This is a genomic window from Megamonas sp. (assembly GCF_986095205.1).
Window position 1 is genome coordinate 1 of the sequence record NZ_CFQVBI010000082.1, and the last position, 12982, is coordinate 12982.

The 12982-nt window shown below is 32.9% G+C and carries 13 protein-coding genes; 5 read left to right on the forward strand and 8 right to left on the reverse strand.

Annotation, left to right across the window (positions count from 1 at the left end):
* Positions 1-180: 180 nt before the first annotated feature.
* The 3 genes from AC5LAX_RS12325 to tadA form a co-directional block, all read right to left on the reverse strand.
* Positions 181-603 (reverse strand): universal stress protein, encoded by a 423-nt coding sequence (locus tag AC5LAX_RS12325; protein WP_008539539.1) that lies wholly within the window; start codon positions 601-603, stop codon positions 181-183.
* 18 nt (positions 604-621) lie between these two features.
* Entirely contained in the window at positions 622-1059 is a 438-nt protein-coding gene (locus AC5LAX_RS12330; protein WP_008539540.1) for a universal stress protein, read from the reverse strand.
* A 119-nt stretch (positions 1060-1178) separates the two neighbouring features.
* Entirely contained in the window at positions 1179-1658 is a 480-nt protein-coding gene (tadA, locus tag AC5LAX_RS12335) for a tRNA adenosine(34) deaminase TadA (protein ID WP_117585629.1), read from the reverse strand.
* Between the two features lie 182 nt (positions 1659-1840).
* Between tadA and AC5LAX_RS12340 the strand changes: the two genes are divergently transcribed.
* Positions 1841-3268 carry a sodium:solute symporter family protein gene (locus AC5LAX_RS12340; RefSeq protein ID WP_193525993.1) on the forward strand — a complete coding sequence of 476 codons (1428 nt, stop codon included), beginning with the start codon at positions 1841-1843 and terminating at the stop codon, positions 3266-3268.
* 43 nt (positions 3269-3311) lie between these two features.
* On the opposite strand, the gene AC5LAX_RS12345 is transcribed toward AC5LAX_RS12340, so the two are convergent.
* The 5 genes from AC5LAX_RS12345 to perR all read right to left on the reverse strand — a co-directional run bounded on the left by AC5LAX_RS12345 (position 3312) and on the right by perR (position 7343).
* The gene (locus tag AC5LAX_RS12345) at positions 3312-4217 is read right to left on the reverse strand and encodes a cysteine hydrolase family protein (RefSeq protein WP_115152195.1); all 906 of its coding nucleotides are present in this window, start codon (positions 4215-4217) and stop codon (positions 3312-3314) included.
* Positions 4218-4296: 79 nt separating this feature from the next.
* Positions 4297-4776, reverse strand: a complete 480-nt coding sequence (rlmH, locus tag AC5LAX_RS12350; RefSeq protein WP_008539547.1) for a 23S rRNA (pseudouridine(1915)-N(3))-methyltransferase RlmH — start codon at positions 4774-4776, stop codon at positions 4297-4299.
* A gap of 2 nt (positions 4777-4778) precedes the next feature.
* Complete coding sequence (locus tag AC5LAX_RS12355; protein ID WP_008539548.1) at positions 4779-5873, reverse strand: S1C family serine protease; 1095 nt, start codon at positions 5871-5873, stop codon at positions 4779-4781.
* A 54-nt stretch (positions 5874-5927) separates the two neighbouring features.
* Entirely contained in the window at positions 5928-6731 is an 804-nt protein-coding gene (locus AC5LAX_RS12360; RefSeq protein WP_288909673.1) for an MBL fold metallo-hydrolase, read from the reverse strand.
* Positions 6732-6899: 168 nt separating this feature from the next.
* Entirely contained in the window at positions 6900-7343 is a 444-nt protein-coding gene (perR, locus tag AC5LAX_RS12365) for a transcriptional regulator PerR (RefSeq protein WP_167625390.1), read from the reverse strand.
* A 342-nt stretch (positions 7344-7685) separates the two neighbouring features.
* On the opposite strand from perR, the gene AC5LAX_RS12370 reads away from it, so the two are divergent.
* The 4 genes from AC5LAX_RS12370 to AC5LAX_RS12385 all read left to right on the forward strand — a co-directional run bounded on the left by AC5LAX_RS12370 (position 7686) and on the right by AC5LAX_RS12385 (position 12809).
* Positions 7686-8825 (forward strand): metallophosphoesterase, encoded by a 1140-nt coding sequence (locus AC5LAX_RS12370; RefSeq protein ID WP_227411255.1) that lies wholly within the window; start codon positions 7686-7688, stop codon positions 8823-8825.
* A gap of 45 nt (positions 8826-8870) precedes the next feature.
* Positions 8871-9716 carry an HD domain-containing protein gene (locus tag AC5LAX_RS12375; protein ID WP_117977011.1) on the forward strand — a complete coding sequence of 282 codons (846 nt, stop codon included), beginning with the start codon at positions 8871-8873 and terminating at the stop codon, positions 9714-9716.
* Between the two features lie 73 nt (positions 9717-9789).
* The gene (locus AC5LAX_RS12380; protein WP_288909672.1) at positions 9790-11460 is read left to right on the forward strand and encodes a glutamine--tRNA ligase/YqeY domain fusion protein; all 1671 of its coding nucleotides are present in this window, start codon (positions 9790-9792) and stop codon (positions 11458-11460) included.
* A 62-nt stretch (positions 11461-11522) separates the two neighbouring features.
* Positions 11523-12809, forward strand: a complete 1287-nt coding sequence (locus AC5LAX_RS12385; protein ID WP_288909671.1) for an ArsB/NhaD family transporter — start codon at positions 11523-11525, stop codon at positions 12807-12809.
* Positions 12810-12982: the final 173 nt, after the last annotated feature.

Here is a 12982-nt window from a genome sequence, read left to right on the forward strand (position 1 = left end):
AACAATGATATCGAATCATTGTTTTTTAGCGAGCTTATATCCCCATAAATAAATTTAGGGGCTTTACGCTCGCATTTGGTAAATTTAGTATATCATTGAAAAAAAATAATCATATTAAAATTTAATTAACTTTAGATTAAAAAAAAGAGCCTATATATAGGCTCTTTTCGTATTTATATTTTATTTTACAACTAAAGCAGGACATGGAGCATGTTCTACTACATATTGGCTTACAGAGCCCAAAAGTACACCTTTAACAAGACCAAGTCCACGACTGCCAATTACTACTAAGTCAGCTTTGATTTCATCAGCAAAATCTGTGATAGTAACAGATGGAGAACCAGTTTCTGAAGTTGTAATTACATTGATTTTTTCAGGAACTTTATTAGCAGCTTTTTCTAGTATTTCATTACCAGCTTTTGTTACTGCTTCTAAGATTGCATCAGAGAGGCAAGCATTGATTGCTAGTTGGTTGATATTTGCTACATAAAGAATGTGAATATCTGAATTATATACTTCGGCAATTTTAATAGCTTCTTCAATAGCTCTATCAGAAGTTTCAGAGCCATCTACTGGTACTAAAATACGTTTAATATCTGTCATAAGGAATCCCTCCAAAGATTATTTTACAATGATTACAGGACAAGTTGATTTTTCAAGAATTTGGCGACTTGTACTACCATTTAAAATACTGCTAAATAAATTCAATTTACGACAACCCATGATGATTAAATCTGTATTATGAGCTTTGGTAAATTCTAAAATTTTTGAAGCAGGTTGTCCACTTAAATGATGTGTGCTGATATCAATATTTGCAGGCAATAAATCTTTTGCCCTAAGAAAAACACTTTCAGCATAACGAGAAACTGAACCAGTCAACGGAGTGGCTAACCAAGAAGAATATGTTGATTTATCATCAGTTTCTGTGGAAAAGTATGTAACTAATAATAAACAAATCTGTGCTTGGTATATTTTTGCTAAATCTGAAGCTAAAGATAAAGCTTTGAATGATTCTGCTGTGCCATTTATAGGAACGACAATTTGTTGTATATTTGGCATATATTACCACCTAATTCTTGAACTATTTGTATGTATATTTTATTTCGCTAAAAAAAGTGAAAATCCCTTTAATTTTGTAAAATTTTTCTAAAAATAAAATTTTGTTTGCTAGAGAAACCTCAATTTTGATTTTGACGTCTAGTTTGAAAGAATTTTTTTACTAGTAAAGAGCATTCATCTTCGAGTACGCCAGCTCGTATCTGTGTTTGATGATTTAGCCAATGATTATTTACGATATTAAATACAGATTCACAACCACCAGCGCGCCAATCAGTAGCACCGTAGACTAAGCGCTTTAATCTACTAGAAAAGATAGCGCCAGCACACATAGGGCATGGCTCAATTGTTACATATAAAGTTAAATCAGAAAGTCGCCAGTTTTGAAGTTTAGTGCAGGCTTTGCGAATAGCTACAATTTCTGCATGAGCTGTCGCATCAAATGTTTTTTCGCGAAGATTATGACCGCGAGCGATGATATTGCCTTTATCATCGCAGATTATAGCTCCTATAGGAATTTCACCGATAGCAAAAGCTTTTTTAGCTTCAATTAGCGCTTCTTGCATACCTTCAATATCATTTTTTATCTGTAAACGTTCCATGATATCACCACATTTATATTTGTATTTTAATATTGTCTATACTATAATAAATAAGCTATAGTCTTGGCAAGAACAACTGACAATTAATTTGCAGTTGATTTTTGAGGAATGTTTTTGTCTGCAAATAGCAATAAACCTTGATTTTTAGGTTATTGACTTAGGCGAAAGAGTGGAGGCTTATAATGAATTGGTATCTTATGGTAATTGCCCTTTATGCTGTGTTATTAATCGCTGTTGGTGTGATAATATCACGAAAAGTAAAAGGAGCAGATGATTTCTTTGTTGGTGGACGTAAAATGGCACCATTTTTATTATTCATCACTTTGGTAGCACCAAATATCGGTGCAGGCTCAACCGTTGGCGTAGCAGGTATGGGCTTTACTTCAGGTATCTCTGCTGCATGGTGGATTATCGCTTCAGCTGTAGGTACATTTATTTTGGCATTTGTTATTGGTCCTAAAATTTGGGAAATAGCCAAAAATCATGGTTTTTATACTTTAGGTGATTATTTAGAATATCGCTATAATCGTTATTTTAGAGGTCTTATATCATTGATGATGGCGATTGGCACTTTAGCTATTTTTGCTGGTCAATTGATGGGTATTGCTTGGATATTATCTGTAGTAGCAGAAATTGATAAAACTACAGGTGTTTTAATCGCTTCAGTTGTAGTCGTTTTATATTTTTGTGCAGGTGGATTTTTATCAGCTGTTTACGCAAATTTAATTGAAGCTGGAGTAAAATTAGTCGGCTTTATTGTAGCTGTACCACTTGTATTATCTTTTGTCGGTGGTCTTGATGGTTTACAGGCAAAAGTAGTAGCTAATATGGCTGATGTAGCAAAATCAACAGCTTATTTTAGTTTTGATGGTTTAGGTAATACTGTAATCATGGGCTTTTTCTTGATGTTGATGCCATCATTTTTCCTATCTCCAGCGCTTATCGGTAAAGTGTATAGTGCAAGAGATAAAAATACAGTACGCATTAGTACATTTGCTTGTGGTTTAGTCATGTTATTATTTTCTATCATTCCTGTTACTTTAGGTATGGCAGCTTATGCTATTGCCCCAGATTTACCACAGCAGGATTTAGCACTTCCTTATGTAATGAAAGAATGTATGCCATTTTGGGCTTCAGCTTTAGCTTTGGCAGCTATTTTCTCGGCGGAAATCAGTGCGGCAGATGCAGTTTTATATATGATAACAACATCTTTTACGAAAGATTTATATAAATCTTTTATCAATCCTAATGTTTCTGATGAAAGCTTAATCAAAGGCAGTAGATTTGTAACTGTAATGGCAGGTATTATCGGTATTGGTCTTGCGATTGTGTTACCAAATGTAATTTCAGCATTGTCTATTTTCTATTCCTTGATGTCTGTATCCATTACAGCACCATTATTATTCGGCTTATTTACAAAACGCAGTAGTGCGTCAGCTGCTATAATTTCTACAATAGTGGGAATTATAGTTACTGTAGGATTAGATTTATTTAATGGTAATAAAGGCATTTGGATTTTAAATGCTCAATCTACAGCTATTATGTTGACGTTAATAATTATGTTCATCATGATGTTTGTAAGTCCAAATAAAAAAGTACTAAATAAATAATAAAAAGAGCGACTTTAATTTTTAAATTAAAGTCGCTTTTTTGCTAGAGAAAATTATCGGTAGATTTTACGAGATTGATTTTATATTTGTTAGCTAAAATATTGTATCTAGTTTCACTGTATTGCTCGAAGCCTTGAATATCACTCATGCAATCAGTGAGTACGTAGATTTTGCGTGTTATCTCTAATTTGTCGAAATAATATTCGCAGATTTGGCGGACGCTTTCAAGTACGCAGTGGGATTTTGCTTCACCTGCGATAATAATTTTATCAAAAGAAGCAATCTCAGTGAGTAAATCTGTATTTGTATCATCATGCATGGAATATTCAGGTTTGATGATGCCGTACATTTCAGAAAGTGGATATTGTCCTTTATTGATTTTTGTTAAAGGAATATTTTGAGCTAAAGAAATAAAGTGAATAATATTATTAAATTGACTCTCTAAAGTAGCACCTACAGTACCGTTGATACAATGGTAAGGCCAAATACATAATTGTTTATCGGCTTTTTCTAAATGACGAACATAATTTTTACTAAGTGCAGGGTCAACAGTAGCTCGCCATTTACCTTCTGTTAAATCAGAAGCTTTGATAATGGTATAAGGAGCAGGGTGATTGCCTTCAATATCTACCCACCAGCAAGGGTGAAAGATTTGTTTTACTTCATGAGTATCTAGTGAAACAATGATTTTAGATAATTTATCCATATGTTTATAGAGAAATTGACTTAGGCGAATTACATCTTGCTTCGCTCCTGCAACACCTAAAGCTCCATTATCCATAAAATCTGTCTGGATATCTATTCCCAAAAAGAGAATTTTCGGTTTGTTTTCTTCTGTTTGAGCTGTTGTTACTTGCCCAGCCCATTTGAGAATTTGATTTAAAGGCAAAGGATTGATTAATTGACCGACCGAGTCTTTATCGAAGATGTGGTAAAATGGTACTGACAAAAAAATCACCTCTTTTATATTTTATAAAGCAAAAGCTCAGGATTTCCTGAGCTTTTATTTTGTCTATACTTCTTATGATTTACCAGTGATATTTTTCACCACGGCTGATTTTGAAAGCACGATAGATTTGTTCTACGAGTAGAAGTCTTATCATTTGATGTGTAAATGTCATTCGTGAAAAAGAAATACGTTCATCAGCACGTTTGCGGACTTCTTCAGATAAACCAAAAGCTCCTCCGATTAAAAAGGTTATATGGCTTTGTCCAGATAAAGTGAGTTTATCAATTTTGGCAGATAATTCTTCTGAGGAAATATCTTTACCAAAAACATCAAGTACAATTAAATAACTATTTGCTGGAACTTTCTTTAAGAGTCTTTCACCTTCAGCTATTAATGTAGCTTTTTTCTCAGCTGGTGAAGGATTATCTTTCATTTTTTCTTCATTGATTTCAATGAATTCTAATTGTGTAAAAGGTTTTAAGCGTTTTACAAATTCATTGATACCATCGCGTAAATATTTTTCTTTAATTTTACCTGAAGCTACAATTGATATTTTCATGATTAATTATTTGTTGGCATTTCAGCTAGAGTAGCTGTAACGTCGCCAACTTGTCCATTTCTTGAGATTGTGATTGTGATATTATCGCCGACTTTATGTTCAGCTATAATACTGCGTAAATCAGCTACAGTATTAGTATCTTTACCATCGATTTTTAAGATTAAATCGCGTTGTCTAATACCAGCTTGGTCAGCAGGACTGCCGAGTTCAAGTTGCATTACAATGACGCCAGCATCGACATTTAATTTATAACCAGCTTGAGCTGCAGTTTGTTTATCAAGAACACCCACGCCAAGATATGGGTAAGTTACATGACCTTTATTGATTAATTCATCAATGATTGGTTTAGCAGTATTGATAGGAATAGCAAAACCGATACCTTCAACGCCAGTAGCAGCAAGTTTGGCACTATTGATACCAATTACTTGACCATCAGCATTTACAAGTGCACCGCCAGAGTTACCAGGATTGATAGCTGCATCAGTTTGTAAAAGTTTTAGACGATTATCACCGATAGTTAAAGTGCGGTTTAATGCACTGATTACACCAGCAGTTACACTACCCTGAAATTCTAGACCTAAAGGATTGCCGATAGCAATGGCAGGTTCACCGACCATGATATCATCGGAATTACCGAATTCAGCAGTTGGTAAATCAGTAGCATCTACTTTGATTACTGCTAAATCTGAATATGGGTCAGTGCCAACGAGTGTAGCAGGGAGTGTTCTGCCATCAGCGAGAGCTACAGTGATATCTTTAGCACCTTCAATTACATGGTTATTAGTTACGATATAACCATCACTTCTAAAGATAACACCAGAACCAGTACCTTTATCAATTTCAACTTGACGATTGAACCAATCGCGAGCTACTGCTTTATTAGTGATACCAACAACAGCAGGACCTACTTTTTTAGCTGCTTGCACTATTGGTGTATTGCGCGCATCGGAAATAGGTGCAGTGGATTTTTCACTAGAAGCGGAAGACGCTGCTACAGAAGATGAAGATGTAGCACTTTGTTCATCGCTACCACAACCGCCAAGAAAAATACTCATAGTGATAAGGCAAATGCCTAAGATGGAAAGTGGAGAACGCATAGAAAAACCTCCTTAAAATAATTATCTATTTAAAATATAGATAGAATATTAAATTTAATTTTTTATATTTAACATTCTATCAGGTGATGCCACATGTAAAGAAATATCTGTTAAATTATTTTCTTGAAAAATTTGCTTAATTGTATTTAAAGCGATATCAGGAGAATTATTTTGTTCACTGAGATGAGCCAAGATTATCTGTTGAGGTTTAGCTTGTAATTTGTTAATAGCAAAACCAGCATCAACATTGGATAAATGACCTTTAGTGCTTAAAATACGTTTTTTTAATGACCATGGATATTGACCATTTTGCAATAAATTTAAATCATGATTAGCTTCTAATACTAAAATATCTGAACCTTCTAGAGCAGATTGCACTGTCTCACTGACAAAACCTAAATCAGTGGCTAGAGTTATTTTTTCAGTGAATTTTTTTGTTCTAGCATTATCTTTATATTTAGATATAGTGTAACCTACAGGATCGATAGCATCATGAGAAATGTTGAATATTTTTATAGCTAAATTGCCGATATCAATATTATTAGTTGTAAGTGCTTGGCAATTTTTTAAATTTATATCTGTAAATTTTTGAGTAATAGCTATTTGTTTTAATGTAGCAATTTTGCTATAAATTGGCACATTATAATTTTTAGTCAAAGTTTTTAAACCACGGATATGGTCGATATGCTCATGAGTTATAAAAATACCATCTAAATCTTCAATATTTAAATGTAGTTGTGCTAAAGCTTGTTTCAATTTACGGGTGCTAATACCCATATCAATCAAGATAGCATTATTATCATCATGGATTAAAGTACAATTGCCACGGCTACCACTAGCTAAGACAGATATGTTCATAAAATAAAAAACCTCATTTCTGATTTTTATTGATTATATGTGTATATAGCCTTAGCCATTTAGTAATATGATTAGTATATTACTAGGATAAGAAAAATACAATATAAAAAGCCACAGAAAACTGTGGCTTTAGATTAAATTTTAATTAAAATTAATTGAATTAACGAATTAACTAACTTTAGCTTTGCTATTTAATTTAGCTTTACACTCTGCACAAGTGCCATAGAAGTAAAATTGATGACGATGAACATCATAAGAAGATTGACTAGCAACTTCTTCTACACATTTAGCAAAATCAATCATGATATCATCAACTCTGCCACATTCAGTACAGCAGATATGAGCATGAGTGCTAGTGTTTGCATCATAGCGGAAAGAATCTTCACCGACATTTAAGATATTGATTAATCCAATTTCGTGTAAAATATCAACAGTTTTGTAAATAGTAGCCAAACTCATTGTAGGGTAATAAGGTTGCAATTTATTAAATATCATTTCAGCATTAGGATGTGCTTTAGTGTTGCATAATGCGTTATAGATTGCTAAACGTTGTGGCGTTACTTTGAAACCTTTTTTTCTTAAGAGCTCAGTCACTTTTTTATTATCTAACATGGCTGTATCGTCCCTTCCAAAAATAGTTATTAATAATAATTGTTATTAAAATAGAAAAGTTATCCAAAAACTATAATTTTATTCTAAAAGAAAAATAAATCCTTGTCAATAGTAAAGGGTGCTATATATAAGCTTTAAAATGATTTTTTATAAATTTTATTAAATAGTTAAATAAATATATATGGTAGAAATAATTATATAATATATGAAAACTGTCTCTTTTAAAATTTTTGGTAGATATGATATAATTTAGAAATAATGTAGATTTGTAATAAATTTGATTAATAAAATTTATTGATTAGCTAATATTTTATTTTAGAGATTGTTAGGAGTGTGATATATTTGCATATTGGTTTTACTATAATGATGGCTTTAGTGATGACTGTTATCGCTTGTAGTAGTATTTTATTAGCAAAGGAATATATTTCCGCTAATGTTTATAAATCTGCGAGAAAAAAATTAATTATTATTAATTTAGTAGCTATTGTAGGTTTTGCAGTATTATATCCTAAAATATTAGATTTTGAATATGCTTCAATTCTCATAAAATTAGTTGTAATGTGGTATGTATTGCAAGTCTTTTTATCCATTATAGCTTTATTGGTGAAGATTTTCCGCTTAATTTATGAAAAAACAAGTGGCACTAAAGTTGATGAAAGCAGACGTAGATTTTTACATGGTGTTGTTTGGGTGCCTGCTATTTCAGCTACTTTATATGGTGGTTTATATGAAAGCCGTAATATAGAATTTGTAGAACAAGATATAGATTGTAGTGCATTTCCTAAATTAAATGGCTTGAAAATAGCTCATTTAACTGATGTACATTTGGGAAATTTCTTCTCAGTTAGACAGTTTTATGAGATTTTAAATGAAATAGCACATAAAGCTCCAGATATGCTCGTCATTACAGGTGATATTTTTGATAGCGGAAAAATAAATGATGAAGCTATCAAGATATTAAATGCTTTTACACCGTATTTTCCTTTTGGTGTTTATTTTTGCTGGGGAAATCATGAACATATACGTGGTATAAAACATCTACAAGAAGCTTTAAGTAAGACAAATATCAAAGTCTTAAATAATCAGTCCGTAAAGATTTTAAGTGGAGATAAACCGTTATATCTTTTAGGCGTGGATTATGTAGATGAGAGAGGCGGACAAGAGTCTGCTAATATGCGAGAACAGTATTTACAAAAAGCTTTAAAAGATGTACCAGAAGATGCTTATAAGATATTGCTTGCTCATCATTCTATTTTTATAGATGAGGCTTTTAAACATAATATAAATTTGACTTTAACAGGTCATACACATGGAGGACAATTTGCTTTTTTAGGTATACCTATCATTCCTATGTTTAAATACATGCGTGGAAGATTTGAGCAGAATAACTCCATTGGTTATGTAAGCAATGGTGCAGGCAGTTGGTTCCCTTATCGCATTGGTTGCCCACCAGAAGTTACTTTCTTTAATTTTAAAGCTTAAAAAATATCATATTGTATTTTGAAATTTTGAAGATTTTGGGGTGATATGATGAACGATATAGCAAAAATGCAAGAGCTTTGGCAAGAAATGAGTTCATGGATGACAACATATATGAAATCTTTTTATTCGCCAGAAGCAGCAAAGACAGCAAAATCTCATTTGGAGATAAAATCAGCAAAGACGATATTTTTTGATGATGCCCAAATTGTAGATGGCATAATATTAAAAGAAAAACATACATGGATGGTTGTAAAAAACTGCGAAAATTTAGCTAAGCATTTGAATTTAAATGAACATGATAGTTTGTTAGCTAAAATGATAGGTTTATTCCATGATGTAGGTCGCTTTTATCAGTTCACAGTATATCGCACCTTTAATGATGCCTTATCTGAAAATCATGCTAAATTAGGTCTAAAAGTTATAAAGGATTTACCTTTTATGGCTAAATTAGATGAAGAAGATTTAGCGACTTTAAAATTTGCCATAGGTAATCATAATGCTAAAGAAATAGCGCCTACAGAAAATCAAAGGCATTTAGCTTTTGCTAAATTAATTCGCGATGCTGATAAAATAGATATTTATCGCGTATTAAAACCATTTTTAGGACCTACAGATGGTACAGGTTGTAGCCCTGACTTTGTGGATTTATTTGTAGCAGGCAAGCAATGTGATTACACAAAAATGAGAACACAAGATGATAGAAAACTTGTGCGTTTGATGTGGGTATATGATGTATATTTTGCATGGTCATTACAGCAGATTGTAGAACAAAATTATATTGAAGATATAATCAATAATCTAGTTCAAGATGAAAAAATGATGCAAGGTATTACTCGTTTGCGCAATTATATCCAAGAAAAACTACAAACGAAAGATATTTGGCAAGGTTAAAGCTGACAAATAATAGTTTATCATGATATCATATAAGATAAACTATAATTTGATAAAAGAAGGGGAAAAAATAATGGCAGAATTAATGGCTTCTAATTTTGTGCATAATGCTATTGATGAAGATTTAAAAGAAGGTAAATATACTGAAGGAATACATACACGTTTTCCTCCAGAACCAAATGGATATTTACATATTGGACATGCAAAATCCATATGCTTAAATTTCGGTACAGCTCAAAAATATAATGGTCTTTGTAACCTTCGTTTTGACGATACTAATCCAGTAAAAGAAGATGTAGAATATGTAGATTCTATTCAAGAAGATGTAAAATGGTTAGGTTTTACATGGAAAGATAGAAAATACTATGCTTCTGATTATTTTGAAAAACTCTATGATTATGCAGTAGAGTTAATCAAAAGAGGTAAAGCTTATGTAGATGATTTAACAGCAGATGAAATCCGTGCTTATCGTGGCACTTTGACTGAAGCTGGTAAAGAATCTCCATATCGTAACCGCAGTGTAGAAGAAAACTTAGATTTATTTACACGCATGAAAAATGGTGAATTCGCTGATGGCGAAAAAGTTTTACGTGCAAAAATCGATATGGCTTCACCTAATATCACTATGCGTGACCCAGTTATCTACCGTATAGCGCATATTTCTCATCATCGTACAGGTGATGCATGGTGCATTTATCCAATGTATGACTTTGCTCATCCATTATCTGATGCTATCGAAGGTATTACACATTCCATCTGTACTTTAGAATTTGAAGATCATCGTCCACTTTACGATTGGCTTTTAGACAGTCTTGGTTTTGACGTAAATACACGTCCACGTCAGATTGAGTTTGCTCGTTTGAATATCACAAAAATGGTTATGAGTAAACGTAAACTTCGCCAATTAGTAGAAGGTGGTTATGTATCTGGCTGGGACGACCCACGTATGCCGACTATCTCTGGTCTTCGTCGTCGTGGTTATACAGCAGCAGCAATTCGCGATTTTTGTGAACGCATTGGCGTAGCTAAGGCAAATAGCTTAGTAGATGTAGCAATGCTTGAACATTGTGTGCGTGAAGATTTAAATGCTCATGCAAACCGTATCATGGCAGTGCTTGACCCTATTAAAGTAGTAATCACAAATTATCCAGAAGATAAAACAGAAATGCTTGCTTGTGAAAACTTACCAAATACAGATGCTAAACATTATATGCCATTTAGCCGTGAAATTTATATTGAACGTGAAGACTTCATGGAAGAAGCACCAAAGAAATTCTTCCGCTTAAAACCAGAAGGCGAAGTTCGTTTGAAAAATGCTTATATCATCAAATGTGAAGAAGTTATAAAAGACGAACAAGGAAATATCGTAGAACTTCATTGTTCATATGACCCAGATTCAAAAACTGGTGGTAAAACAGCAGGACGTAAAATCAAAGGTACTATTCATTGGGTAAATGCTTCTACAGCTTTAGATGCACAAGTTCGCCTTTATGATTATTTATTAAATGATGAAGAAGGAGCAGTAAATGGAGATTTCATCGCTTCTTTAAATCCAAACTCTTTAGTAGTATTAGATAATTGTAAAGTAGAACCAAGTGTAAAATGGGCAGCACCTGGTACAAAATTCCAGTTCTTACGTCAAGGTTATTTCTGCGTAGACAAAGATAGCACAATGGATAATTTAGTATTCAATCGTGTAGTAGGTCTTCGTGATACATGGTCTAAAGTTGCTAAAAAAGGATAATTTTAATTTATAGATAGAGATAATAAAAAAGGGGAAAATAAAAAATAAAGTGAGGTTTATTCATGGACTCAACAGCTTGGATTGCACTTGCCATTTTCATGGTAGTGTATGTGTTCATCGTTTCGGAGAAAATTCACCGAACTGTAATTGCCCTAACTGGTGCAATGCTCATGATTGTATGCGGTATTTTAACTCAGGAGATGGCTATTCACCATATCGACTTTAATACTATCGGTCTTTTGGCTGGTATGATGGTAGTTGTAAATATCACAGGTGAAACTGGTCTATTTAATTATCTAGCAGTTTGGGCAGCTAAAAAAGTAAAAGCAGAACCACTAAAATTATTAGTAGCGTTGTCTTTTTTAACTGCAATATGTTCTGCATTCTTAGATAATGTAACAACAGTATTATTGACAGTGCCACTTACTTTCAGTATTACAAGACAGTTAAATGTACCAGTAAAACCATTCTTAGTAGCACAAATTTTGGCTTCTAATATCGGTGGTACATCAACACTCATCGGTGACCCACCAAATATCATGATTGGTAGTGCCGTACCAGAAATGGACTTTATGGCATTTATCACTAATTTATCTGGCGTATGTATAGTCACTTTTATCGTTACGATTGCAATATTATTATTCCTCTATCGTAAACAATTAGTTACAACAGATGAATTAAGAGCAAAAGTAATGGCCATGGACGAACGCCAAGAAATCAAAGATGCTACATTGCTCAAAAAATGCTTAGTAGTATTAGCTATGATCATCATTACATTCACAATGCACGCTCAATTGCATTTAGAGTCAGCAACAGTAGCACTCACTGGTGCATGTATTTTGATGCTCATCAGTATGGCTAGATATGAAAAGAAAATTGCCAATGTATTAAGTCATATAGAATGGCTAGCAATCTTCTTCTTTGCAGGCTTATTCATCTTAGTAGGTGGATTAGTAGAAACAGGCGTAATCAAATTATTAGCAGAAAAAGTATTAGAGATAACAGCAGGAGATTTAACAAGTACAACAATGCTCATTTTATGGCTAAGTGCAATAGCTTCTGCATTTATTGATAATATACCATTTGTGGCGACTCTCATACCAATGATCAAAGATATGGGAGCAATGGGAATGACAAATCTAGAACCACTATGGTGGGCGTTATCATTAGGAGCATGTCTTGGTGGAAATGGAACACTAATAGGTGCAAGTGCTAACGTAGTAGTAGCAAGTATGGCAGCAATCCATGGAGAAAAAATTTCCTTTGCCAAATACTTTATGGTAGCTTTCCCAATTATGATTTTATCTATTATTATAAGTAGCATTTACTTATACTTATTCTATCTATAATTTAACAAAAATATTAAAATAAAAAGCCCTTTACTAAGTTATTATCATTTAACATAGTAAAGGGCTTTTTATGTTCATAAATCTTTATTTACTTTTCTTTGGTGGGCAAAGAAAAGTAACAAAAGAATACCCACCGCAGATAAAATTTTAGTTTTGAAAATAATTATCGCTTC